The sequence below is a fragment of the Corallococcus sp. AS-1-12 genome (genome assembly GCF_020036995.1).
Lineage (GTDB): Bacteria > Myxococcota > Myxococcia > Myxococcales > Myxococcaceae > Corallococcus.
Window position 1 is genome coordinate 374417 of the sequence record NZ_JAIQDD010000004.1, and the last position, 25448, is coordinate 399864.

Genomic DNA, 25448 nt, shown 5'->3' on the forward strand with positions numbered 1-25448 from the left:
GCGCGCCCATGAACGCGCCGCCCCCCACCGCTGGTCCCCGCTGGCTCTACCTGCACGGCTTCGCCTCCGGCCCCCTGTCCGCCAAGGGCGTCTGGCTGGACGCATACTGGGCGAAGCAGGGCATCCCCCTGGAGCGCCTCAACCTGCGCGTGCCGTCGCTGGAGCACCTGAGCCTGCACGCCATGCTGGACACCGTGCGGGACGCGCTGGGCGCCCCCAACGACCGCGCCGTCCTCATCGGCTCCAGCCTGGGCGGGCTCGTCGCCGCGCGCACCGCGGAAGCCGACGCGCGCGTGGGCGCGCTGGTGCTGCTGGCCCCGGCCTTCCACTTCGTGGAGCAGCTCCAGCGCCGCCTGGGCCCCCATCACTGGGCGGAGTGGAAGCGCACGGGCTCCCTGGAGACGGACGACCACGCGGAGAAGCGCCGCACGCGCGTGCACCACGGCATCATCGAGGAGGCCCAGCGCATGGACGCGGAGCGCGGCCCCTGGCCCGACGTGCGCGTGCCCACCCTCATCATCCACGGCCGCCAGGACGACACCTGCGACGTGCGCTACTCGCGCGAATGGTCCAAAGGCAAACGCCACGTCCGGCTGGTGGAGGTGGACGACGGGCACGAGCTGACCGCCTCGTTGGAGCTCATCGCGAGGGAGGCGGATGCCTTTCTCACCCCGTGGCGAGGTGTGGAGCAACCCCGGCAGGTGTTCACTGGCGGCTGAGCCGGGCGCGTCCGTGTGGCCGCCCCGCTCGCGCCGCGAATGCGCCGGTTAATCTGGCGGCCATGAACCGCGAATACCACCGCTGGCACAGCCCGCGGCTGAACCGGGACATGGAAGTGCTGCTGTTCGGGCACTCGGGCGAGCCCGTCATCCTGGTGCCCACCAGCAAGGGCCGCTTCTTCCAGGCCGAGGACTTCGGCCTCATCGGCGCCATCTCGGACTGCATCGCCGCGGGCCGCTATGTCGTGGTGTGCGTGGACTCGGTGGACGAGGAGTCCTGGTACAACAAGGGCGTCGCCCCCGCCGTGCGCGTGGCCCGCCATGCCCAGTGGGAGGACTACCTGCTGCATGAGGTGGTGCCGCTCGCGAAGGGCCGCGCCTCCGGAGGCCGCCTCACGCTCGCCGGGTGCAGCCTGGGCGGCTTCCACACGTACAACGTGGGCCTGCGCCACCCGGACGTCTTCCAGCGCCTCATCTCCATGGGCGGCAAGTTCGAGACGGAGGACTTCCTGGACGGCCACCACGACGAACAGGTGTACTTCCACACCGCGCCGCAGTGGCTGCCGGGCCTGAACGACCCCGGGCGCCTGTCCGCCCTGCGCCGCGTGGAGATGACCCTGGCCGTGGGCGAGCACGACTTCTGCCGCCCCTCCAACGAGAACCTCTCCAAGCTCCTCTGGCAGAAGGACATCCGCAACGACCTGTCCATCTGGGACGGGGGCACCCACGACTGGCCGGTGTGGCGGCGGATGATCCGCCAGTACCTGCCGGCCTGAAGCCGGACGCCGGACACGACAAAGCCTCCGGTCGGAGGGACCCGGAGGCTTTTCGTGATGCGCCATGAGGAGCCGGGAGGGCTACTCGATGGGCATGAACACCTTGAAGCCCGAGCGGCCGTTGTTCGTCGTGTTGCGCTCGATGAAGTCGCTGGCGGACGAGTGGCCGTCGCCCAGCGTCACCGCCGTGTGGCCGTAGATGCTGCCCAGGCGCGTGGAGGTGCTCTCCCAGGTGAGCACGAGGCCCGGAATCTTCAGCGCGTCCTCCAGGGACATGTCCACCTGGCGGAACTTGTCGCGCGGCAGGTTGTTGTCGATCTGGTTGCCGTTGCCCGACACGCCGATGCCCATGGAGTTGCGGATGGCCCGGCTCACGCCCGTGGCGCACAGGCCCTGGCTGTTGTAGCCGCCCATGCCCATGGCCGCCGCGCGCGCCGCCTCCGCCAGCCGGCGCCCCGTGGCGGTCCCGCCGGTGGGGGCGATTCCCATCGGGCCGCCCACGTCCGCGCCGCCACCCACGCCGCGCCCGCCACGCAGGCCCTGACCGCCGCCCGCGTCGAAGCTGTCACGGCCGGAGTGGCCGATGCGCAGCGTCCGCCCGGAGATGATGAGGTCCGGGTTCGAGATGTTGTTGTCGCGCGCCAGCTTCTGCACGGTGGTGCCGAAACGAGCGGCCAGGCCAGAGAGGGTGTCGCCAGGGCGGATGCGGTAGTTGGACATGAAGGCTCCTGCGACAATTGTCGGGTCTTCCTGATCCAGGTTGCGTCCGATTCCTAGATTCTTGGAGTTTCCGCCCACACTGGAACTCCACACCCTCCCGCCTCAGCCCTCCAGGGGCCGGAGGGTGCCCGCGCTGACGCGCCAGAAGCGCCACAGCACGGCGACGGCCACGGTGATGAGCCCCGCGCACAGGCCCCACCAGATGCCCAGCACGCCCATGCCCAGGTGGAAGCCCAGGAGCAGGGTCAGGGGGAGGCCCACGGCGTAGTGGCCCACGATGTTGGCCACGAAGGTGAAGCGCGTCTGGCCGGCGCCGCGCAGCACGCCCGCGCCCACGCCCTGCACGCCGTCGAAGACCTGGAAGATGGCGCCCACCATCAGGAGGGGCAGCAGCAGGGGCAGCACCTCCGGCGGCGCGCCGGCCAGCGTCGCCAGGCTCCGGGGGAAGAGCGCGAACACGAGCCCGCTCAGCGACATGACCACCGCGCCCGTGGCGAAGGCCATCAGCCCGCTCCTGCGGGCCTGCGGCGTGTCGTGGGCGCCCACGGCCCAGCCCACCCGCACGCTGCCCGCGTTGCCGATGCCCAGCGCCATGGTGAAGGTGAGGCTGGCGAAGGAGAGGGCAATCTGGTGCGCGCCCACGCTCACCGGCCCCAGCTTCGCGGCCAGCACGCCCGCCAGCGCGAACACGCCCACCTCCGCCGCGATGTGCAGGCCAATGGGCAGCCCCACCCGGAAGGCCCTCAGTTGGTCCGCCTTCACCGGCTTGCGCGACGGCGTGCCCGGCACGGGGATGCCCTGCACCGCCCGCGCGACGATGAGCACCTCCAGCACCGTGCACAGGAGCGTGGACAGCGCCGCGCCCGCCGCGCCCATGGCCGGCACGTGGGTGAGCGGCCCCGCCCACGCGGGCAGCGACTGGCCGCCGAAGACGAACAGCGGCACCAGCAGCAGGTTGACCACGTTGGCCAGCACGGCGGCCACCACCAGCGGCCGGGGCATCCCGATGGCCTGCAGGTACGCGCGCACCGTGAGGAAGATGAGCATCAGGGGCAGGCTGGGGGCGCGGAAGTGCAGGAAGGCGCGCACCTGGACGATCTGCTCCTCCGCCACGCCCACCCACGGCAGGCCGGATGGAACGGTGATGAGCACCGCCCACAGCACCACGCCCACGAAGGCGGACAGCCACACTCCCTGCCAGAGCACGTCCCGCGCGCGGCGCGGGTTGCCGGCCCCGATGGCCTGGGACACCAGCGGATCCACGCCCATCATCAGCCCCATCCCGAAGCTGCTGACGGCGAAGAAGAGGGCGTGGCTCAGGCCCACCGCCGCCAGGGCGGACGTGCCGGCCCGGCCGACGATGAAGGTGTCCGTCACGCCCATCAGGGACTGGCCCGCCTGCGCGATGCAGAGGGGGAGCGCCAGCCGCAGCAGGGCGCGAAGCTCCCCCCTGGCGCCGCGGGCCGGAGGGGAGGACAACACGGAGGGCTCTGCGGCTTCGGGCGGCATGACGGGGCCTATAGGGAAGGGAGTGCGCTGGCGCAAGCGACGCAATCCCCCCCACCCTGTCTGACCGCCCGCCCGCCTGCGTCAGGGCGTGCTGACCGGGAACGGCACCGTGACGAGCGGCGTCTGGAGGCTGTCCACCTTCGACACGCGCACCCCCGCGTCGCTGATGGCGTAGACGTAGTCATCCGCCATCACGCTGCGGCGCACCTCCGGCGCGTAGTAGTAGCTCCACTGCGGCAGATTCGTCGTCTTGAACAGGTCCGACATGGGCACCGCGCCCACCGGGGAGATGCCCGCCTCCAGGTCCACGCGGAACACGCGCAGCTCCGTGCGGAAGCCCTGCCAGTAGTCGTCGTAGGTCGTGTAGTACTTCGAGTAGTCCGTGAAGGGGATGGCCACCAGCCCCTTGGCCGCGAAGTAGTTGAAGGCCTTGTGCTCGTAGAGGGCCTCGCTCCAGCCGTAGGCCTCGCCCACCAGTTGGGTGGCGGTCTCCTTCGGGTTCGCCAGGTCGCTCACGTCGAAGAGGGACAGCTTCAGCGCGCGCGTCCCGCAGCAGCCGCCGTTGGGGTCCGTGTGGACGCCCAGGGTCAAGAGGTGGTGGTCCCCCACCGGGTGCATGTACGTGGAGAAGCCGGGCACCTTCAGCTCGCCCACCTTGCGCGGGTGGGCCGGGTCGCTCAGGTCGAAGGTGAAGAGCGGATCCACCTGGAGGAAGGTCACCACGTAGCCGCGGGGGCCCGCGAAGCGCGCGCTGAAGATGCGCTCGCCCTCGGCCAGGTCCTCGCTGCGGCCCAGCTCCGTCAGGCGCCCGTCCTTCACGCCCAGCGTCGTCACGCGGCTGGACGTCGTGGTGCGGCCCCACCACCAGTCCTCGTGCTCCGGCTCCGGGATGCGCGTGGTGACCGTGGTGGCCAGGCGCAGCACGCCCTCGTATTCATCCAGGGCGAACTGGTTGACGGGCGTGCCCTCCACCGTGCCGGAGCCCGCGTACACCGCGCGGCCCGGCTGGCGCAGGTCGAACTTGTGCAGGTAGGTGAAGTCCTTCTGCCCCGGCTCCGGCCACCACCAGGAATGCGGGTGCGCCAGGTACAGCGACTCCCTGGACGCGTACACCGTGCCCGGCTCCGCCACCAGGCTGGTGCGCCCCGGCGCCGCCGTGCGCGCGTCCAGGTCCAGCGAGGCCACCGTCACGAAGCCCAGCGAGGACGGCGCGTTGCTCCGGTAGAAGTCACCGCAGGACGTGGGCAGCGCCGTCTCCACGCCCGCCGCGTCCACGTGCTTGCCCGCGGGCAGCCACTGGTCCAGCGTGTTCGCGCGGATGCGCTTCGCGTTCTGGTCGATGAGCGCGTCGATGGCCTTCGTGAGCTTGCCCTCGTCCTTGTAGAGGTCCTCCGAGTACTCCACCCAGAACTTCACGTCCTCCGGCCAGCGGAACGCGTCCGACAGCACCAGCCGCACGTTGCTGTCCACGCGGCGCGCCTGGGTGAAGACGCCGGGCAGGTAGACCTGATCCACCACCGTGGGGTGCGCCACGTCCGACACGTCCACCGTGGTCACCTTGGTGCTGTCCGCGTTGTAGTAGCCGCAACTGAAGCCGTAGCAGGCCATGTCCGCGACCGGCATCATGCCCCCGCCCCCGCCCACCTTCGCCGGGGTGCCCGGCAGCGACCGGGCCACCTGCGAGACGATGACCAGCCGGTCCCGCGCGTCGAGCAGCATCTCCCGGGGCCAGCCCTCCACCTCCAGCGTCGCCGCCAGCGTGAGCTGCTCCGCGGGCCACGAGCGGTGCGCGTACAGCCGGTTGCCCGACAGCACGAAGATGCGCGTGCCGTCGTTCTGCACGAAGTCCGACTCGTGCACGCCCTCCACCTGGTTGTTGGTGCCGGTGGAGTCCTTCGGCGCCTGGCCGCCGGCGCCGGCGTTCACGCCGCCCCCCGCCGAGTCCTCCGTGGGCATGGGCCCGAAGACGACGCCGCCGCGCGTCCCCCGGCCGAAGCGCTCCCAGTACCCGGGCTTCTGCTGCTCCAGGTTCGCGCGCATCTGCTTCGTGGCGGTGTCCTCGATGTACCGCTCCAGCGCCGCGCAGTCGTTGAAGGTCTCCAGCTTCAGCGACTGCTGCACCGGTTCGTTGTCCAACCCGTCCGGGGCCTTGTTCCCGCCGTCACCGCACCCCACCGCCAGGAGCGTGAGCCCCACCGTTCCGAAAAGACGCAGCCTCATCCGTGAATCCTCCCTCGAAAGCCTCGCGGGGCTCGGCGCTTTGCCACGCCCATGCCAGGGGAGAATCCCGTCTCGTCCGTGTGTGATTGCGGGGGGTTGGGAGGCGCGCGGGGGCGGCCACCGCTCTCAGAAACCTGAGGCGCGCACGGGCCCCGCGGTGGGAAAACCGAGGGACTGGGGCACGAAGCGCACGAAGCGCTGCTGCAACTGCGCGTCCATGCCCTCCAGCTTCAAGCCCATGCCCGTCTGCGAGCGGAACGCGCTCCCCATCCCGGGCGGGTTGCACCACGCCACCACCGCCTGCGCCTCGCAGGGCGTGCGCTGGCCGGCCATCACCAGCCGCAGGGACAGGCGCGAGCCCTCGCGCGCGGGCGTGAGCGTGCGCACGAAGAGCCCCTGGGGGCTGGCGTCGTGGCTGAAGCCGCTGAGGGTGGGGCCGCCCGGCGTGTTGAACTCCACCACGGTGAAGAAGGGCACCCGCTCCGCGGCCCGCAGCGGCACCGTGCCCGGCGACAGGCGCGCGAGCACCTTCGCCAGCAGCTCGTCCGCGCCCAACTGCCGCTTGAGCAGCAGCGGCGCGCCGCTCAGCTCCTGCGCGCGGGCCAGCACGTCCGGCGCCTCCTCCACCCGCGACATCAGGACCAGCGGCTTGCGCGCGAACTGCTCGCGCAGGCGCGTGGCCAGGGACAGGGCCTCGCGCGGCAGCCGCGACACGTCCACCACGAAGCCGTCCAGCCGGTCGGCGTGGGCCGTGGCCTGCGCCGCCGCGTCGTCCAGGTCCTTGGCGTAGAGCACGTGCAGCCCCTCGTGCTCCAGCGCTCCGCCCAGGAAGGTGTGCAGGAACCGGCCGCCCTCCACCAGCAGCACGCCCCGCCCGCGCGGCGGGCCCGTCCAGGCGCGCTCGCGCGACAACCGCACCGCGGCCACCTTCGCCGCCAGCGCCTCCTGGCTCACCGGCTTGGGCAGGAAGTCGTCCGCGCCCGCGCGCCCGCAGTGCATCACCTCATGGGGTTCATCCGCCGCGGTGAACATCACCACCGGCACGTCGCGCCCCGCCGGGTGCGCCTTGACCAGACGGCAGGCCTCGTCCCCCTGGAGCTTCTCCAGGTGCAGGTCCATCAGGATGAGCGCCGGCGTGCGCTGCGCAAGCTCCGCCAGGCACGCATCCGCGCCCTCCAGCCCCACCGCGTCACAGCCCATGCGCGACAGGTGCAGCCGCATCACGTCCCGCGCCGTCCGCGAGTCGTCCACCACGAAGACCAGATCTCTCGGGCGAGGAGAAAAGCCGGGGGTCGTCATGACTCCCGGAGATACGCGGACTCCGGGGAAGGCACCACGGACCCGGCGCCACAACGTGCGCTGGTGGACGCCCGTTGCGTGCGCCGCGGGACGTCAGCCGCGGGGCTCCGCGCGGCCGGACAGCAGCTTCGTGAGCTGACGGGCAATTTGGGCGCACTGCGCGGCGTCACCGGCGGCCAGCGCGTCCTTGCCGCCCACCAGGAGCTGCTGCACGGTGCCCACGGCCGTCTCGGCCTCCGGGCTGGGGTTCTCCCGGGCGCTCTGCTGGAGCAGGCGGGCGAGCTTCTCCCCGCGCTCCAGCAGCTTGCGGAAGGTCTCCTCCGCCTTGCGCGCGTCCACCACCCCTTGCGCCTGGGCGTAATGGGACTGCTCCTGGCCCAGCTTCTCGGCCTCGCCCTGCGGCAGGCCGGCCCGGGCCTCCAGGCGCACCAGCTCCATGTTGCCGGAGGTCAGGTCGGTGGCCTTCACCGCGAGGATGCCCTCGCCGGACAGCTCGAAGACGACCTCCAGCGGCGTCTCCCCGCGGTTGGCGACGTGCAGGTTCTTGAGGACCACCTCGCCCAGCTTGTGGTTCTCGTCCTGGAACTCGCTCTCCCCCTGGTACACGGGGATGCGCGCCTCGGACTGGCCGGAGGTGCCCGGGAAGAAGATGTCCCGCGCCACCACGGGCACGCCCGTGTTCTTGGGGATGAGCCGCTTCACGCGGCCGCCCATCACGCCCACGCCCAGGCTCTGGCTGGCCACGTCCAGCAGCAGCGCCTGCCCCGCCTGCCGGACCAGCTCGTCCGCCTGCACCGCGGCGCCCAGCGCCACGGCCTCGTCCGGGTGCACGTCCGTGGAGGGGGCGCGGCCGAAGAAGTCCGCCACCAGCCGGCGCACCAGCGGCACGCGGGTCATCCCGCCCACCAGCAGCACCACGTCCACCGAGCGCGGATCCATCCGCGCCTCCGCCATCACGCTCTTGCAGACCTCCAGGCAGCGGCGCGACAGCGGCTCGGAGAGCGTTTCGAAGAAGCTGCGCGTGAGCGCGGTGTTGATTTCGGTGAAGCGCTTCACGCCGGCCGTGTGGTCGCCCAGGCCGGACACGGAGATGGTGGCCTCCTCGTTCTCCGTCAGCTCGCGCTTGGCCGCCTCCGCCGCGACCTTCAGGCGCCGCAGCGACTGCGCGTCCCGGGAGACCGCCTCCTGGAAGGGGTCCTCCACCTGGGCCAGCAGCCACTGGACGATGCGCTGATCGAAGTCCTCGCCGCCCAGCGCGTGGTCGCCGCCGGTGGCCTTCACCTCGAAGACGCCCGCCTTCACGTCCAGGATGGACACGTCGAAGGTGCCGCCGCCCAGGTCGAACACCAGCGCGCTGCCCTCGAAGCCGCGGGACAGGCCGTACGCCAGCGCCGCCGCGGTGGGCTCGTTGACCAGCCGCACCACCTCCAGCCCCGCGATGGCCGCCGCCTCGCGCGTGGCCTGGCGCTGGTTGTCGTCGAAGTTGGCGGGGACGGTGATGACGCACTTGCGCACGTCCCGTCCGAAGTGCGCCTGCGCGTCCAGGCGCAGCTCGCCCAGGATGAAGGCGGACACCTGCGTCGCGGGCAGCACGCGGCCGGACAGCTTCACGCGCACGTCGCCCGTGGGGCCGGCCACCAGCGGGTACGGCACCACCGCCTTGGCCTGCTGCACCAGCTCCGGCGTGTAGCGGCGCCCCAGGAAGCGCTTGGTGGCCCACACCACCGCGTCCGGGTGCTCCTCCCCCAGCGCCTGGGCCGCCTGCCCCACCAGGCGGTCTCCCGCCCGGGTGAGGCCCACCACCGAGGGCGTGAGGCGCCCTCCCGAACGCGAGGGGATGAGGCGCGGGCGTCCGTCTTCCACGGTCGCGACGACGCTGTTGGTGGTGCCCAGGTCGATGCCGATGACAGGTTCTTGCATGGCGAGGGTGGGGCCCACGCTACGGGTAAGCGCCCGCTTCCGCCAAGTCCTGTCGCACCCGGGCCGTCCATTGCCGGGCGCCGGCCTGCCTCCGGGGGTCCCCTGGAGCCCTCCAGACGGCCACCAGCGCACACCCGGAGCGCCCACCCGTGCACGCTTCCCCGCCCGCTGTTCCCTTGGACCCCTGGAAGGCCCGGGCGGCCACGCGCCCCAACGCATGGCGCCGGCATGATTGCCGCCAGGGACGCCCCATGCTAAGGGCGCCAGCGTCATGGTGAACGTCTCCATCGCCCGCCGCTACGCCCGCGCCATCCTCGACGTCGCAGCGGAAGGCAACCGCACCGACGCCGTCGCCGAGCAGCTCAACGCCTTCGCCGCCGTCGTGGGCAAGAGCGCCGAGCTGTCGGACGTGCTGCTCAACCCCGCCTACAGCCGCGCCCAGCGCAACCGCGTGGTGGAGGCCCTGCTCCAGGCCATGCCCTCCCCCGCGGAGCCCGCGCTGGCCAACGCGCTGCGCCTGCTGGTGGACCGCAACCGCCTGGGCTACCTGCCCGACATCGCCCGGCTCTACCGCGACATGGCGGACGCCCGCGCGGGCCGCGTCCGGGGCCAGGTCACCAGCGCCGTCCCGCTCTCCGCGGACGCGCTCGCCCAGCTCCAGCAGTCGCTCCAGCAGCTCACCCAGCGCAACGTCGTGCTGGAGACCAAGGTGGACCCCGCGCTGCTCGGCGGCGTGGCCGCCCAGGTCGGTGGCACCCTCTACGACGGCAGCCTGCGCACCCAGCTCGAGCAGATGCGCCGCGAGCTGAAGTAACCCCAGCCTCCACTCCCGGTACGACCAACGTGCCGGGTTGTCAGGGTTGCCCCGCAGTCCTAGTCAAACCTGTATTTCCCGTCGGCTCCGGGAATGGGTATACTTCTGGTCAACGCGGACAAGCCCGCGTTTTCCGAGACGACCCGCCCATGCCGCAGCCTGTGTTCCAACGGCTTCCCGGAGCCCTTCCGACCCCGGGGGTTCCCGAGGAGACCCTGCCCTTCCTGGGCGCGTTGCTCAACGCGCCAGGTTGGGGGGTGGCGCTGGTGGACGGGGCCTCCCGCCTCGTCTGGATGAACGACCTGCTGGCTTCGCTGTGCGGCCGCCCGGCGCAGTTGTTCGCGGGGCGCCTGCTGTCGGAGGCCTGGCCGGGCCTGGCGCCTCCCTTGTCGCCGCTGCTCGCGCGGGCGCAGTCCGGTGAGCGCGTGGCGGAGGAGCTGGTGTCGGGCCGCTTCGGCGAGGTGGGCACGCTGCGCCACCTGACCGTGAGCGCCATGCCGGCGGGCCCCGGGGTGGGCGTGCTCCTGCTCCTGCGGGACACCTCCGCGCGGCTTCGCGAGGAGGAGGCCCTGCGCGCGAGCGAGGAGCACATGCGCTCCATCGTGGAGGTCTCCTGCGACGGGTACTTCTTCCACGACCGCGGGCAGTTCCTGGAGATCAGCCCCGGCCTGGGGCGCCTGCTGGGCTATTATGAGACGGCGGAGCTGATCGGCCGGAGCATCCTGGACTGCGTGGCGCCGGAGTTCCGCGCCCCCGCGCGCGACGTGATGGAGCGCGGCCTGGAGGCGCCGTACGAGCTGGCGGTGCTCCACCGCGACGGCCGCCGCATCCCCGTGGAGGTCATGGGCCGGTCGGCGACGTTCCAGGGCCGCGCGGTGCGCATGGGCGCGGTGTGGGACGTGAGCATCCGCAAGGCCGCCGAGGAGCGCCTGATGCGGATGGAGCACTTCCGCGACCAGTTCCTGGACGCCGCGGGGGACGGCTTCAAGGCCCCGCTCCAGACGCTCCAGTGCGACGTGCTGGCCCTCCAGCACGCTCCGGCGATGCCGGAGGGCCTGACCGAGCAGGTAGGGCGGGTGGGCCACGGCGTGCGCCGGGTGGAGCGGCTGATCCGCCAGCTCCTGGACTTCACCCGCGCCCGGCTGTCCAACGGCCTGCCCGTGCACCCCGCCCCCGTCCACCTGGGGCAACTGGCGGAGCGCGTGGTGGCGGACCGGCAGCGGGCCCACCCGGACCGCGACCTGCGGCTCGTCGTCCAGGGCGACCTGAAGGGCTCCTGGGACGGCGAGCGGCTGCTCCAGTTGATGGACTCCCTGGTGGGCAACGCCCTGCACCACGGCCCGGTGTCCTCGACCGTGGTGCTCCAGGTGACGGGGCGCTTCGACGGCGTGACGGTGCAGGTGCACGACCCGGACTGCCGGGTGCCGCCGGAGTACCAGGGCACCCTCTTCGAGCCGTTCAAGCACCGCGCCCTGTGCTCCGCGGATGACGGGCTGGGGCTGTCGCTCTTCATCGTGCGGCAGATCGCCCTGGCCCACGGCGGGCGCATCTCCGTGGAGTCGGGGGCGGCGGACGGCACCCGCTTCATCGTGTGGCTGCCCCGCGAGGACGGCCCCTCCCTGTCCGGCGCCTGAGGCCGGGCTCCCCGGGCGGGCGGGCGGGGCCCCCTGTGTCCGGGCCGCCGGCTTACGTGCGCGATAAAGGGGTGCGGGGGTGGGGGAAGGACCCGGCGCGTGGCGCGTTGCGAGAGTCCCGGTGCCCGTGATAGGGGGCCACCCGGTACTCAAGATTCGCGGCGGCCATCCCCGTTTCCTCAAGGCCGCCCCCTCCGCAAGGACGCTAGACGCCCATGGAAATCCGCGCCGACGAGATCAGCAAAATCATCCGGGAGCAGATCAAGGACTACGGCAAGAAGGTCACCGTCGCCGAGACCGGCACCGTGCTGACCGTGGGCGACGGTATCGCCCGTGTGTACGGCCTGGAGGGCGCGCTCGCCGGTGAGCTGGTGGAGTTCGCCAACGGCGTGCAGGGCCTGGTCCTCAACCTGGAAGAGGACAACGTCGGCGTCGCCATCATGGGTGAGTTCAAGGACATCCGCGAGGGTGACTCCGTGAAGCGCACCGGGCAGATCGCCTCCGTGCCGGTGGGCAAGGCCCTGCTGGGCCGCGTGGTGAACGCGCTGGGCCAGCCGGTGGACGGCAAGGGCCCCATCGAGGCCACCGAGCACCGCCGCCTGGAGGTGAAGGCGCCCGGCATCGTGAAGCGCAAGTCCGTGCACGAGCCCCTGCAGACGGGCATCAAGGCGCTGGACGCGCTGGTGCCGGTGGGCCGCGGTCAGCGCGAGCTCATCATCGGTGACCGCCAGACGGGCAAGACGGCCGTCGCCATCGACGCCATCATCAACCAGAAGGGCCTGGGCGTTTACTGCATCTACGTCGCCATCGGGCAGAAGCAGTCCACCGTCGCGCAGGTGGTGGAGAAGCTGACCAAGCACGGCGCCATGGAGTACACGACGGTCGTCGCGGCGAACGCGTCCGACCCGGCGCCCATGCAGTACTTCGCGCCGTACGCGGGCGTCGCCATCGGCGAGTACTTCCGCGACAACAAGATGCACGGCCTCATCGTGTACGACGACCTCTCCAAGCAGGCCGTGGCGTACCGCCAGCTCTCCCTGCTCCTGCGCCGCCCGCCGGGCCGCGAGGCGTACCCGGGCGACGTGTTCTACATCCACAGCCGCCTGCTGGAGCGCGCCGCCAAGCTGTCCGACGAGGAGGGCGCGGGCTCCCTCACGGCGCTCCCCATCATCGAGACGCAGGCGGGTGACGTGTCCGCCTACATCCCGACGAACGTCATCTCCATCACCGACGGGCAGATCTTCCTGGAGACGGACCTGTTCTTCTCCGGCGTCCGCCCGGCCATCAACGTCGGTCTCTCCGTGTCTCGCGTGGGCTCCGCGGCGCAGATCAAGGCCATGAAGCAGGTCGCGGGCTCCATGAAGCTGGAGCTGGCGCAGTACCGCGAGCTGGCCGCCTTCGCCCAGTTCGGCTCCGACCTGGACAAGGCCACGCAGGAGACGCTGGCGCGCGGCGCCCGCATGGTGGAGCTGCTCAAGCAGGGCCAGTACGAGCCGCTCTCCGTCGAGCGTCAGGTCATCCAGATCTACGCCGCCACCAACAAGGACGACGCGGGCAAGCGCGGGTGGATCCGCAACGTGCCGGTGGGTGACGTGGTCCGCTGGATGAAGGAGATGCTGGAGTTCGTGGACAGCAAGTACCCGAACATCGTCTCCGACCTGGTCGCCAAGCGCGAGCTGACCGCCGACATCAAGGCGAACATCAACAAGGCGCTGACCGAGTTCAACGACGTGTTCCAGGCGACCCCGGGCTCCAAGGTCTAGTCTTCGCGCCCCACGCGCGGTGGCGGTAACGACGGCCCCGCCCTCCCTTCAGAAGGGAGGCGGGGCTTTTCGTTTCCTTCAGCGCAGCCGGGGCAGGATGGCGCGCAGGCTCTTGTCCGCGCTGCCCCGCGTGCCCAGGCGCTGCACGGCGGCGCGCTCGTAGGGCATCACGTTGGCGCGCTCCACCAGTTGCACGTGCGCGCCCAGCGCGGCGGGCATGGCCAGGTCCAGTTCGAAGATGTCACCGGCGACGAGCGTGGACTCCGGGCCGGTGTGCGTGGCGTCCCAGATGCGCCTGAGCGCGGAGAAGTAGCGCCCGCGCTTGAGGTACACCGGCCGGCCCAGCACGCCGTCCAGGTGGAGCGCCTCCGGCAGCGCGTCGAAGCGCGCGTCCTTCGGCTCCGCGTCCTCCAACTGGAACTTGCGCGCGTCGCCGAAGACCTTCAGCCGCTCGCGGCCCCGGGGGGCCAGCTTGTCCAGCTTGGCCTCCACCAGCTCCGTGTGCGCGTTGGTCACCACGGACACGGGCAGGCCCGTGGCGAGCAGCGCCTCCAGCACCTCCTTGGCCTCCGCCTTGAAGGCCGTGGCCGAGTGCCGGTACGCCTCCCGGTACAGCGTCTGCACCGTGTCCGTGCGCAGCGCTTCGTCGTCACCCTTTCCGAAGCGCTTGAGCAGCCGGTGCGCGGTGCAGGTGGCCGTCAGGTAGGGGTCCGCGGTGGCCGGCGCCACGATGCGCCCCGCGACCTCCCAGCCGTACTGGTCCACGCCCTCATGCAGCGCGGCGACCTCCTCCGCCCACGCCTGGGACGCGTCCTGCCCCAGCACCGCGTACAGCGCGTCCTGGAAGTGCCTGAGGAAGGGCTCGCCCTCCGCCAGCACGTCCGTGAAGGTCCCATCGAAGTCCAGCACCACGCACGCGATTCCCATCCACCTGTCCTTGCAGCCCGGCCGCTTGGAAGCGCGGCCGTGAACGAAAGCCCTGAATGACGCCCCGTCGGCGGCCCCGAATCAAGCCCCCTGCCCTGCCTCCGGGCGGAGGCGGGTGCCAACTCCCGGAAAGCCGGATGGAACCCGGGTCGGGTGGTCCCACGCCCCCGCCACCCCCACCGTAGAGCCTCCCGCGGGGGAGGGGGGCTCCGCGCTCATGTCCGAGCCGACTGGCACCTTTCTCGCGGAGTCCACGCCCGTGCCGCAGGAGTGGCTGCGCACGGTGTTGCAACTGCTGCCGGTGGGGGTGGTCATCGTGGACACGGGGGGCCGCCTGCTCGCCGCCAACGCCGCCGCGAGCGCGCTGTGGGGCCAGGCCGCGCTGGCGCGGATGAAGCTGGAGCACTTCGGCACCTTCGAGGCGTACTGGCCCGGCACGGGCAGGCGCCTGCGCGGCGAGGAGTGGGCCGTGGCGCGCACGCTGCGCACCCGGCAGACCGTCTCCAACGAGGAGGTGGACATCGTCGGGAAGGACGGCGCGCGCCGCACCATCCTCAACTCCTCCGCGCCGCTGTACTCGGCGGAGAGCCGGCTGGTGGGCGCGGTGAACATCAACGTGGACATCACCGAGCGCAAGGCCACCGAGCGCGCCGAGTTCTTCGTCAGCGAGGCGAGCCGGCTGCTCGCCGAGTCGCTGGACTGGGAGACCACGCTCAAGGCCGTGGCGCGGCTGGCCACGCTGGAGTGGGCGGACTACTGCATGGTGGACGTGCTGGGGCCGGACGGCGCGCTGCACCGGCTCGCGCTCAGCGCCAGGGACCCGCGGCGCCAGTCGCTGCTCGACCAGGCGCTGTCCTTCCCACCGGAGCCCAGCTCGAACTCGCCGCTCGCCCGGGCGTTCGCGCGCGGCAGGCCCGTGCTCATCTCCGACATCACGCCCGGCTGGCTGGAGCAGGTCTCCCGCTCGAGCGAGCACCGCCGGCTGCTGGAGGCGCTGGCGCCGCGCTCGTCCATGCTGCTGCCGCTGGCGGTGGGGCGGCGGCGCTTCGGCATCATCAACCTGGTCTCCGCGTCGCCCGCGCGCCGCTACACGAAGCGGGACCTGGGCTACGCCACGGAGTTCGCGCGCCGCGCCGCCCTGGCGGTGGAGAGCGCGCGGCTGTACCGCGAGGCCCGCGAGGCCCTGCGTGAGCGCGACGCGTCCGCGGCCATGCTGGAGGCCTTCTTCGCCGCGTCGCCGGTGGGCATGGGCTTCGTGAACCAGGATTTGCGCTACGTGCGGCTCAACAAGGTCGTCGCGGAGAACAACGGCATCCCGCTGGAGGAGCACCTGGGCCACACGCCCCGCGAGCTGATGGGCCCGGCGGGCGGCCCCATCGAGGACCTGCTGCGCCAGGTGCTGGAGTCGGAGGCGGCCGTGGTGGACGACCCGGTGGAGTACGTCGCGGGCCCGGAGCCGCGCACCTTCCTGGCCACGTACTTCCCCGTGCGCTCCGGCGTGGAGCTGCTGGGCGTGGGCGGCGTGGTGCGCGAAATCACCGAGCAGCGCCGCATGGAGACGCACCTGCGCTTCCTCACGGACGCCACCACCCGGCTGGCCACGTCCCTGGACTGGCGCACCACCGTGCGCAACGTGGCGGACCTGGTGGTGGCGCAGCTCGCGGACTACTGCCTGGTGGACATGCTGGCCGAGGACGGCGAGCACCTGGAGCGCGTGGAGCGCCGCGCCCGCGACGACAGACTCCAGGCCCAGTTGGAGAAGTCCATGCCCTACGCGCCGCGGCCCGGCGCCCACACCGTCGTGCGCAGGGTGCTGGAGACGGGGCGCCCGGAGCTGGTGGCCGAGGTGGACGAGGCCGCCATGCGCGCCTTCGCCGTCGACGGCGCGCACCGGGAGGTCCTGGAGGGGCTGGGCCCGCGCTCGGTGATGGTCGTCCCGCTGATGGCGCGCGGGCGCACGCTGGGCGTCGTGAGCGCGGCGACGTGCTCGCCCACGCGGCGCTTCAGCACGCGGGACCTGTCCCAGTTGGAGGACCTGGCCTGGCGCGCGGCGCTGGCCGTGGACAACGCGCGGCTGTACCGGCAGGCGGAGCAGGCCGTGGCCGCGCGCGACGAGTTCGTGGCGGTGGCGACGCACGAGCTGCGCACGCCCCTGTCCGCGCTGCACCTGCAGTTGTCGTCGCTGCAGCGCACGGTGGACAAGCTGCCGTCGGACGAGTCCGAGCGGGTGGGCCAGGGCCTGCAGGGGGCGCTGCGGCAGGCGGACCGGCTGACGCGGCTGGTGGCGCACCTGTTCGACGTGGCGCGGCTGGGCACGGGGCAGATGGCGCTGGAGCTGGGCGCGGTGGAGCTGTCCTCGCTGGTGCACGCGCTGGTGGCGCGGATGGAGGAGGCGCTGGCCACCGCGGGCTGCGTGGCGGTGGTGCACGCGGACGCGCCGGTGGTGGCGCTGGCGGACCGGCCGCGCGTGGAGCAGGTGCTGATGAACCTGCTCACCAACGCGATGAAGTACGCGCCGGGCCTGCCGGTGGAGCTGTACGTGGAGCGCGACGGGGAGAAGGCCATCATCGCCGTGCGCGACTGGGGCCCCGGCATCCCCCCGGAGGCGCGCGAGCGCATCTTCGAGCGCTTCACGCGCAACAGCGGCGAGCACGCGCGCGCGAGCCTGGGCCTGGGCCTCTACATCTCCCGGCAGCTCGCCCGCGCGCACGGCGGAGACCTGTTCGTGGAGGCGCCGCCGGAGGGCGGGCCCGGCTCGCGCTTCGTGCTGCACCTGCCCCGGTGGAAGAAACCGTCCTGAGCGGCCCCGGCGGGCGCGTGTCGCACGGCGCCACCTTGCCGCCCACCCCCGGGGAGCCATTACCCTCCAGGGCCATGGACGACGCGCGGACGACAGCGGCGCTCGGACGCTGGCGGTGGCTGCCCTGGGGGCTCCTGGCCGTCGCGGTGGCGGTGGCCTCCACGGGCGCGTGGCTGGGCTCGCGCTCGCTCCACGCGCTGGAGGCCCGGAGCGCGCAGTGGGAGCGCGAGGCCTCCGAGTCGGAGGCCCACGTCGCGCGGTTGCAGACGCTGCGGCAGGCCATGGAGCAGCGGCTGCGCGCGCTGGAGCGGCAGCAGCAGGCGAAGGAGTGGGGCGGCGCCGCGGCGGAGCTCCAGGCGAAGAGCGCGGAGGCGCAGCGCACGCGGCGCGAGGCGGCGCTCGAGGCGCTGGGCAGGACGCTGAAGGACGCGCTCGAGGCGGGCGACGTGGCCGTGGCGCTGGAGGACGACGCGCTGCGCGTGGAGGTGTCCGAGCGGCTGCTCTTCGCGCCCGCCACCACGTCGCTCACGCCGGAGGGCGCCGGCGTGCTGAAGCAGGCCGCGGCGGTGTTCCGGGGGCCGCTCGCCGACCACCGCGTCGCGGTGGAGGCGCACACCGACGAGGTGCTCCCCGGCGCTCCCGCCACCACCGCGTGGGAGCTGTCCGCCGCGCGGGCCGTGGTGGTGGTGCGGCAGTTGGGCGAGCGCGAGGGGCTGGCTCCGGAGCGCCTGAGCGCCACGGGCCACGCCGCGTACCGGCCGCTGGTGCCCAACGACAGCCCGCCCCACCGCGCCACCAACCGGCGCGTCACGCTGCGGCTGTCCCCCACCCCGGTGACGCCGGAGCGCGCGGCCGTGGTGCTCACGCAGCCGCCGCGCCCCATGAAGCGCCAGGCGAAGGCCAAGGCGCAGAAGACGGCGCAGCGCTGACGCGCGGGGCGCGCCCGTGAATGGACGACGCGGGCGCCGGCCTGGCCTTCCGGGCCGCCCGCATGTCCAGGGGTGCACATGCCCCCTTCCGGACACCGCTCCCCTTCCCCGGGGCGCTGGTTTCACCGGGGGTGATGAGGGTTGAATATTCCGGGCGAGCAGGCGTCCACATGCCGCGGCCCCTCCCGTGGGCCCCTGAAGAAGAGGAGAGGTCGCCGTGGGCTTCTGGAAGACGCTGTGTGCCGCGCTCGCCGTCGCTGTCCTGCTGGGGTCCGCGCCCGCGGAGGCCCGCTTCGGCAAGCGCTCCAAGCCGAACACCTCCGACCGGAAGGACTCCGACGACTCGGACGGCAAGCATGAGCACCGCGCCACGCCGGTGGGCCGCGCCTCGGACGCGCCGGTGCGCTCCAGCGTGCGCGCCTCCGGGGTCGGCCCCGGCTGGTTCGACGTCCTCTTCATCTCGGGGCCGGCCAGCTACCACCGCCGCGCGCGCGCGGAGGTGCCCCGCGGCCAGCGCGCGCCCCGGCCCGCGCCGCTCGTGCACCTGAACGTGCAGGGCAACAGCTTCGGCGACGTGGGCGGCGCGCTGGACCTCTTCATGGCCCTGGACGGCCAGCGCTGGGGCATGGACGCGCGCGTGAGCGGCATCGCGCTGGAGACGGATGACGGCTCGGCGGGCACGGACCGGCTGACGCTGCTGGACGCGCACCTCACCCTCTCGCCGTGGTCCAGCGAGCGCGGCCGCTTCCGCATGGAGGCCGGCATCGCCAGCGCGCACGCCCCGGACGCCATCTTCGTGGGCCCCAGCCTGGCCGCGTCGCTGGAGGCGTGCATCGGCCCGTCGCCCTTCGACGTGGAGGCGCGCATCCAGGTGGTGCCCTTCCCGCACCGCCAGGTGGACATGCAGGCCGGCCTGGCGCTGCACCTGGGCGCCCTCAACCTGCGCGGCGGCTGGCGCACCCTGTACCTCAGCGACGGCGGCCACCTGGACGGCGTGGTGCACGCGGACAACTTCACCGGCCCCTACCTGGGCCTGGGCCTGTCGTTCTGAAGGCCCTGAAGCCTGAAGTAAAAACTCCCGGGGTCCCCAGCGCACCGCGCGGGCCCCGGGAGTCTTCGTTCCGGGGCTACTCCTCCGACGACGCCGCGTAGGACGTCGGGGTGGTCTCCGCCCCGGAGCCGTTGGACGCCGCGCCCGCGCGCTTCACGCGCCGCTTGGGAGGCGGGGCCAGCTTGGGCTCCATGCTGAAGACGCGCCCGTAGATTTCAGGCGTGTTGATGTTCACGATGACGCCGGGGTCCTTCACGTTGAGGCGGCGCGGATTGATGGCCCTGAGCACCGCCTCCAGGTCCTCGCCCTCCGCCTCCAGGACCTTGCGCGCCGCCCCCTTCGACAGCACCACCGGCCAGCCCGTGGCGTTGTCGTACTCCGGCCGCAGCGCCATGACGCCCTCGGCGCCGCCGCGCTCCATGTCCTTGAGCATGGACTTCACGGTGGTGACCCGCAGCGCCGGCATGTCCACCGGGTGCAGCAGCACCACGTCCGCGTCCTCGGCCATGGCCGCCTCCAACCCGGCCTTCACCGACGCCAGCAGGCTCTTCTCCCAGTCCCTGCTCGTCACCAGCTCCAGGCTCGGGTGCTGCTCGCGCACCGCGGCCTCGTCGCTGCCCACCACGCCCAGCACCCCGCACCCCGCCTTTCCGAAGGTGGACGCCAGCGACTGAAGGAAGCTCTTGCCCCCCTCATGCTCGATGAGCGCCTTGGGGTGGGACATCCGCCGGGCCTTGCCCGCCGCCAGGATGATCGCCACTGCCTTCATGACCCGCCTCCTCGCCCTCGACGAAAAGCCGGGGGCACCGCCAACAGGCTGTTGACCTCCTCCCGGGATTGCAGCCCGCCCGCCAGTACGAGTCGTCAGACAGCCGCCAGTCACACGAGCAGGTGTTCGCTGCCAGCCCTTTGGGCAAGGCCGGGTGTCCACCAGCGGTCAGGCGGACGGGACGGAGGGCTTCCCCTCCCCCGCGCCGGATGGGCGGCCAGGGGCCTTTCAGTGCAGCCAGCCGCTGGAGGCCGCCAGCCGCAGCGGGGCGGCCGTCTCCACGGTCGTTTCTTCCGGCGCCGCCAGCGCCTTGACGGTCAGAATTTCAGCCAGCCGGGCCAGCGGGCGGCGGCGGGCCACGCGGTGCAGCTCGTCCTCCGTCACCTCGCCCAGAAGGTCGCCTCCATGCCCCTCCACCACGGGCAGCACGTGCACGCCGTGGCGGTACATCTGCTGGAGCGCTCCCAGGACGGTGTCCTCCGGGAACAGGGTGATGGCGCGGGTGACGAGGTTCTGGAACTCAGGGCTGCGGCACATCGACACGTGAAGCCTCCGGTGCTCGGCGTTCGGGCGCCGTATGCCGGAGGGCCTTAGCAATCCGCTTGCCGACGTCCGCGAAGGGCGCGGGGACCTTCGCGGATCCGCCTGCCCGCCCCCTACTTCTTCGGCGCGGGCTTCACCGACTCCACCATCTTGCGGAAGCCCTTCTCCGCGCCGTTCACCGTCTTCTCCGGCCCGGTGAGCTTGTAGAAGAGGGCGCCCTCCGGCCCCTCCACGATGGCGCCGCGCAGCTTGAAGTGCGGCTTGGGCGTGGAGGGCCCCATCATGGGACCGCCGCCCGCGTACGTGCCCTTCACCTCCACCGTGGTGACGGGCAGCCCGTTCACCTTCTCCTGCTTCGTCTTCGCGTCCTTGTCCTCCAGGGGCTTGCCGTCAGGCTTCTGGAACTGCGCCACCCAGCGCTTCACGTTCGCGTCCACCGCGCCGCCCTGCCCCTGCCCGAAGTAGAAGACAGCCAGTTCCGCGTCTTCCGCGTCTCCCTTCACGGCGGGCACCTTGTACGTCGCCGCGCGCATCGGCCGGGGAGGCTGGGCGGCCCACTCCGGGGGCGCACTCCACGTCAGCCCTCCGGCCTCCTCCGCGCTCGCGCCCATCGCCACGGTCATCGCCAACACAGTCAGCAGTCGTTTCATGGGGCGGCAGCGTAGCCGCGTTCCTCCGCGCGTCACGCCCCCTCTGCGCGCACGCCGCGTGAGACGTCCACCCGCGTGCACGCGAGGCCACCCCAGACCTGACTCGCCGCGTCAATCCCTCTCACTTTGTGACCGGGGAACGCCGTGCTACTCACTGACTTGTTTCCAGCAGTTCACCTTGGGCTGGAGGGGATTCCCACCATGAAGAAACAGTTGTTCCTCGGGGCCATCGCCCTGGGAGCCGTCGCCTGCACGCCGGAGATCGCGCAGGACGCTCCGAACCTGAACGTCGGCCTCGCGGAGTTCGACCCTTCGGCGTCTCCCGCCGTGGTTCCCTCCCCCAACGACCTGGCCATCAATCAGCAGACGAAGCGGGTGAACGCGCCCATCAACCCGGCGGCGTCCCCGGCGGAGCAGGAGTTCACGCGCGACTACCTGAACTCGCTCAACGGCTTCCCCACGTCCGCCATCGCGAACACCAAGGTCAAGGACCTGGATCCGCGCACGGTGACCGCGAAGACGGTCATCTTCATCGACCTGTACCAGGGCACGCCGCTGGCGACGAAGCCGGTGACGCCGACCATCGCGTACAACGAGGACACGGACCTCATCAACATCATCCCCCCGGTGGATCCGAACACGGGCCTGCCGGCGTGGCCGAAGGGCTCGCGCTACGCGGTGGCGCTGGTCGGCGGTGAGAACGGCCTGAAGACGAACTCGGGCCAGCCCATCATCGGGTCGGCCACGTGGGCCTTCATCAACTCCGACAAGTCGCTGGTCACCTGCGAGGACCTGACCTCGCCGGACTGCGGCCCGGCCACGGAGATCATCCCCTCCTCGGAGACGGATCCGGCCAAGCGCCTGGCGGACCAGACCGCCAGCGCACTGCAGTTGGAGCAACTGCGCCGCGGCTACGCGGACGTGTTCAACAAGGCCCTGGCGCCGCAGGGGTTCAAGCGTGAGGACATCGTCCTCATCTGGACCTTCAGCATCGTCAACCAGCCGGAGGCCACCATCAACCTGGCGGCCACCGACCGCGTCCCCACCATCATCCCCTTCCCCAACGACCTGCTGCGCGTGCCGGCCACGGCCACCACGCCGGCGCACCTGAGCTTCCCCGTCCCCACGACGCCGGGCCTGCAGCAGGACCTGTTCACGGGCCTGAACACGCTGGACGGCTTCTCCACCACGGGCGCCATCGTCACGGAGAACGGCGACGCGCAGGGCGTGCTGGACGGCACCATGTACCGCGTGGCGGCGGACGGCCCGGCGCCTCGCGTGGACGCGGCGTCGCTGGCCGCGGGCGTGAAGTTCTTCAAGCTGTCCAACCTGGACAAGGGCACCCAGCCGGACGTGACGCCCTGCCTGGTGGAGAAGTCCGGTGACTGCGGCACCAGCGTGGGCGAGGCGGGCATCGTCGAGGTCCCGCAGCAGCTCCAGATCGTCCCGAAGGCGCCGCTGGATGGCGCCACCCAGTACGGCGCGGTGCTGACCACGGACCTGAAGGACACCAAGGGCCGCAACGTCGCTCCGGCCACGGCCTTCGCGCTGCTGCGCCTGGCCAACCCGGTGTACGACGCGGCCACCAAGAAGAGCACCATCTCCTCCGTGCCGGACTCGCTGGCGCAGGCGCTGGAGCCGGTGCGCGCGGCGCACAAGCCGTTCTTCGACGCGCTGGCCAAGGCCGGCCTGCCGCGCTCGAAGATCGCCCTGGGCTGGGCGTTCACCACCCAGAGCACCACGTCCGTGCTGCAGCAGTTGTACACGCTGCCCGGCGGCGTCTACGGGACGCCCACGGCGCCCACGTCCATCTTCCCCATCACCTCGCAGGTGAAGGCGGCGATGGCCGGCGCCGGGTTCGCGTCCACCAACGTCGGCGCGGTCTACGAGGTGCGGGCCAACACGCCGTGGCTGCTCACGGGCCCCTTCGGCACGCTGAACCCCGGCGCGCCGCGCCCCACGCGCTACCCGTTCATGCTCTTCACGCCGACCGGCACGGCGCCCACGGGCGGCTGGCCGGTGCTGGTGTTCGGCCACGGCCTGACCAGCAACCGCACCGCGGTGCTCGGCGTGGCCAACAAGCTGACCGGCGCGGGCTACGCGGTGGTCGCGATGGACGCCGTCTACCACGGTGAGCGCACGAGCTGCGTGGGCGCCGCCGCGGTGCTCCCCACGCCGAACCCGGCGGGCGACTCCGCCGCGTGCGCCGACCCGGCCACCCAGCGCTGCGAGGACGACGCCACCAAGCCTTCCTACGGCCGCTGCGTGGCGCGCACGGACGCGGCCCGCGCGGACTGCAGCGCCGCGGCGCTGCCGGCGGGCGTGCCGGCGGACGTGTACTGCGCCAGCATCGTGTCCCCGTCGCAGGGCCAGTGCATGGCGGACAACAAGTGCGAGGGCGGTGACTTCCTCCGCAACGCGCAGGGCGTCCCGGCCGTCTCCGGCTGGAACTTCCTGAACCTGGGCAACCTGTTCACCACGCGCGACAACTTCCGCCACCACGTGGTGGACTTCAGCCAGTTCCTGCGCGTGCTGGCCAGCAAGGAGCTGTCCGACGCCGTGGGCGGCCTGAACGCGGCCCAGGTGGACTACGTGGGCCAGAGCCTCGGCGGCATCCTGGGCACCATGTCCACCGCGGTGTCCCCGCGCGTGCGCCGCTCGGTGCTCAACGTGGCCGGTGGCAACCTGACCGGCGTGCTGCTGACCGCGCCCGCCTTCCAGGCGCAGCGCACCGCGTTCCTGGGCTCGCTCGCCTCGGCGGGCATCAAGCCGGGCATGGCGGCGTTCGACACGTTCATCGGCCTGGCGAACACCATCCTGGACCCGGCGGACGCGCGCAACTACGCGTACCTGCTGGACAACAACGCGGCGGCCGGCACGGACGACAAGGTGCACCGCGCGTTCATCCAGTACATCGAGGGCGACCAGGTCATCCCGAACGCGAACACGCTGGCGCTCATCAACGCGGCCAACCGCACGGGCGCGCCGCGCACGGTGGCTTCCTACATGTTCCCGGAATCCGTCATCGGCGCCATCCCGGCCGCCGGCCGTCACGCGTTCCTCAACAACCCGCAGATCCCCGAGTCCGTGCGCAACGCGGCCCAGGACCAGATCATCGGCTTCCTGTCGACCGGCACCGTGGCGCAGTAACGGCAACCACTGAGAGAGGAATCAAACACCCATGAAAAAGACACTCTCCCTCGTGGCGCTCCTGGCGGCCGGTACCAGCCAGGCCGCGGGCTTCCAGATTGACACCCACGGCGCTCGCGCCACCGGCGTGGGCGGCGCCGCCACGGCGTGGCTGGAGGACTCGTCCTCCATCTATTACAACGTGGCGAACATGGTCGGCGTGAAGACGCTGGACATCACGCTGGGCGACACGGGCATCCTCCCCAGCATCACGTTCCAGCGGCCGGGCATGGAGGCGGAGGGGCAGCGCACCACGCTGTCGCCGCCCCCGCACCTGTTCGTCGTCTACAAGCCGTTCGAGAAGGCGGCGTTCGGCGTGGGCGTCTTCACGCCCTACGGCGCGCGCAGCCGCTGGGAGGAGGGCTTCAGCGGCCGCTTCCGCGGCTACGAGTCCTCGCTGGCGACGTACTACATCAACCCGTCGTTCGCGTATGAGCTGCACCCGCGCTTCCGCTTCGGCGCGGGTCTGGACATCGCCCGGGCCACCATCGAGCTGACGCGCGGCCTGGACTTCGTGAACAGCGAGGGCTCCATCCACCTGGGCGGCGCGGACTGGGGCTCCGGCTTCAACATCGGCGTGCAGGCCAAGGTGCTGGACAACCTGGACATGGGCCTGCACTACCGCAGCGCCATCGACATCGCGTTCCAGGGCCAGGCGGACTTCCAGAACGTCCCGGTGGAGTTCCAGAGCCGGCTGACGGACCAGAAGGCGCACGCGGACGTCGTCCTGCCGTCCACCGTGACGGCGGGCCTGGCGTACCGGCCGCTGCAGAACCTGCTGCTGGCGTTCGACGCGAGCTGGGTGGACTGGTCCACCTTCTCGGAGCTGGCCATCCGCTTCGAGAACCCCGCCATCGACAACCCGCTGCCCAAGCGCTGGCGCGCGCGGTGGAAGTACTCGCTGGGCGGCGAGTACGGCGTGACGGACGCGCTGCAGGTGCGCCTGGGCCTGACGTACGACCCGACCCCCAGCCCCAACAGCACGCTGACGCCGGACCTCCCGGACGCCAACCGCTTCAAGGTGTCCGCGGGCGTGGGCTACCAGTTCAAGCCGTTCCGCGCGGACCTGGGCTACCAGTTCGTCGCGCTGGCGGACAAGGAGAGCACGGCCCCGGGCATGCCGGGCACGTACTCCGGCACCGCGCACGTGCTGGGCCTGACGCTGGGCTTCGCGCTGCAGTAACCGGCTGAACCGTTCCTGAAGTACCGGGGCGCC

Annotated in this window: 19 protein-coding genes; 10 read left to right on the forward strand and 9 right to left on the reverse strand. The window is 71.9% G+C overall.

Annotated features, from left to right (window positions below; translation table 11 throughout):
* The first annotated feature begins 8 nt into the window (after positions 1-8).
* Together K8556_RS08825 and K8556_RS08830 are read left to right on the forward strand one after the other, a co-directional pair.
* Positions 9-719, forward strand: a complete 711-nt coding sequence (locus K8556_RS08825; RefSeq protein ID WP_223739579.1) for a YqiA/YcfP family alpha/beta fold hydrolase — start codon at positions 9-11, stop codon at positions 717-719.
* A 62-nt stretch (positions 720-781) separates the two neighbouring features.
* Entirely contained in the window at positions 782-1495 is a 714-nt protein-coding gene (locus K8556_RS08830; RefSeq protein WP_223739580.1) for an esterase family protein, read from the forward strand.
* Positions 1496-1576: 81 nt separating this feature from the next.
* Here the strand turns inward: K8556_RS08830 and K8556_RS08835 are convergent, their stop codons facing one another.
* The 5 genes from K8556_RS08835 to K8556_RS08855 form a co-directional block, all read right to left on the reverse strand.
* Positions 1577-2215 carry a LysM peptidoglycan-binding domain-containing protein gene (locus K8556_RS08835; protein WP_223739581.1) on the reverse strand — a complete coding sequence of 213 codons (639 nt, stop codon included), beginning with the start codon at positions 2213-2215 and terminating at the stop codon, positions 1577-1579.
* A 102-nt stretch (positions 2216-2317) separates the two neighbouring features.
* Entirely contained in the window at positions 2318-3724 is a 1407-nt protein-coding gene (locus tag K8556_RS08840) for an MATE family efflux transporter (RefSeq protein ID WP_223739582.1), read from the reverse strand.
* A gap of 81 nt (positions 3725-3805) precedes the next feature.
* On the reverse strand, positions 3806-5944 hold the full coding sequence (locus K8556_RS08845; RefSeq protein ID WP_223739583.1) for a beta-propeller domain-containing protein: 2139 nt from the start codon (positions 5942-5944) through the stop codon (positions 3806-3808).
* 126 nt (positions 5945-6070) lie between these two features.
* Positions 6071-7243, reverse strand: a complete 1173-nt coding sequence (locus K8556_RS08850) for a TIGR02266 family protein (RefSeq protein ID WP_223739584.1) — start codon at positions 7241-7243, stop codon at positions 6071-6073.
* Positions 7244-7336: 93 nt separating this feature from the next.
* Positions 7337-9163, reverse strand: coding sequence for an Hsp70 family protein (locus K8556_RS08855; protein WP_223739585.1), 1827 nt, complete (start codon positions 9161-9163; stop codon positions 7337-7339).
* Positions 9164-9434: 271 nt separating this feature from the next.
* On the opposite strand from K8556_RS08855, the gene atpH reads away from it, so the two are divergent.
* The 3 genes from atpH to atpA all read left to right on the forward strand — a co-directional run bounded on the left by atpH (position 9435) and on the right by atpA (position 13374).
* Complete coding sequence (atpH, locus tag K8556_RS08860) at positions 9435-9977, forward strand: ATP synthase F1 subunit delta (RefSeq protein WP_223739586.1); 543 nt, start codon at positions 9435-9437, stop codon at positions 9975-9977.
* Positions 9978-10126: 149 nt separating this feature from the next.
* A complete protein-coding gene (locus K8556_RS08865) occupies positions 10127-11611 on the forward strand; it encodes a PAS domain S-box protein (RefSeq protein WP_223739587.1) in 1485 nt (494 codons plus the stop codon).
* A gap of 215 nt (positions 11612-11826) precedes the next feature.
* Positions 11827-13374, forward strand: a complete 1548-nt coding sequence (gene atpA, locus K8556_RS08870) for a F0F1 ATP synthase subunit alpha (RefSeq protein ID WP_223739588.1) — start codon at positions 11827-11829, stop codon at positions 13372-13374.
* Positions 13375-13452: 78 nt separating this feature from the next.
* Here atpA and K8556_RS08875 read toward each other — a convergent pair whose 3' ends face one another.
* Positions 13453-14301, reverse strand: a complete 849-nt coding sequence (locus K8556_RS08875) for an HAD family hydrolase (RefSeq protein WP_223739589.1) — start codon at positions 14299-14301, stop codon at positions 13453-13455.
* Positions 14302-14518: 217 nt separating this feature from the next.
* Here K8556_RS08875 and K8556_RS08880 point away from each other — a divergent pair, with 217 nt between their 5' ends.
* The 3 genes from K8556_RS08880 to K8556_RS08890 all read left to right on the forward strand — a co-directional run bounded on the left by K8556_RS08880 (position 14519) and on the right by K8556_RS08890 (position 19081).
* Positions 14519-17101: a PAS domain-containing protein gene (locus tag K8556_RS08880; protein ID WP_223739590.1), complete on the forward strand. Its 2583-nt coding sequence runs from the start codon at positions 14519-14521 to the stop codon at positions 17099-17101.
* Positions 17102-17175: 74 nt separating this feature from the next.
* Complete coding sequence (locus K8556_RS08885) at positions 17176-18030, forward strand: OmpA family protein (protein ID WP_223739591.1); 855 nt, start codon at positions 17176-17178, stop codon at positions 18028-18030.
* A gap of 217 nt (positions 18031-18247) precedes the next feature.
* The gene (locus K8556_RS08890; protein ID WP_223739592.1) at positions 18248-19081 is read left to right on the forward strand and encodes a hypothetical protein; all 834 of its coding nucleotides are present in this window, start codon (positions 18248-18250) and stop codon (positions 19079-19081) included.
* A gap of 76 nt (positions 19082-19157) precedes the next feature.
* Here K8556_RS08890 and K8556_RS08895 read toward each other — a convergent pair whose 3' ends face one another.
* The 3 genes from K8556_RS08895 to K8556_RS08905 all read right to left on the reverse strand — a co-directional run bounded on the left by K8556_RS08895 (position 19158) and on the right by K8556_RS08905 (position 21043).
* Positions 19158-19850, reverse strand: a complete 693-nt coding sequence (locus tag K8556_RS08895; RefSeq protein ID WP_223739593.1) for an NTP transferase domain-containing protein — start codon at positions 19848-19850, stop codon at positions 19158-19160.
* A 228-nt stretch (positions 19851-20078) separates the two neighbouring features.
* Complete coding sequence (locus K8556_RS08900) at positions 20079-20387, reverse strand: HPP family protein (RefSeq protein WP_223739746.1); 309 nt, start codon at positions 20385-20387, stop codon at positions 20079-20081.
* Positions 20388-20506: 119 nt separating this feature from the next.
* On the reverse strand, positions 20507-21043 hold the full coding sequence (locus tag K8556_RS08905; RefSeq protein ID WP_223739594.1) for a hypothetical protein: 537 nt from the start codon (positions 21041-21043) through the stop codon (positions 20507-20509).
* Between the two features lie 201 nt (positions 21044-21244).
* Between K8556_RS08905 and K8556_RS08910 the strand changes: the two genes are divergently transcribed.
* Both K8556_RS08910 and K8556_RS08915 read left to right on the forward strand, forming a co-directional pair.
* Positions 21245-24193, forward strand: a complete 2949-nt coding sequence (locus K8556_RS08910; protein ID WP_223739595.1) for a hypothetical protein — start codon at positions 21245-21247, stop codon at positions 24191-24193.
* 31 nt (positions 24194-24224) lie between these two features.
* Positions 24225-25415, forward strand: a complete 1191-nt coding sequence (locus tag K8556_RS08915; RefSeq protein ID WP_223739596.1) for an OmpP1/FadL family transporter — start codon at positions 24225-24227, stop codon at positions 25413-25415.
* The last annotated feature ends 33 nt before the right edge of the window (positions 25416-25448 follow it).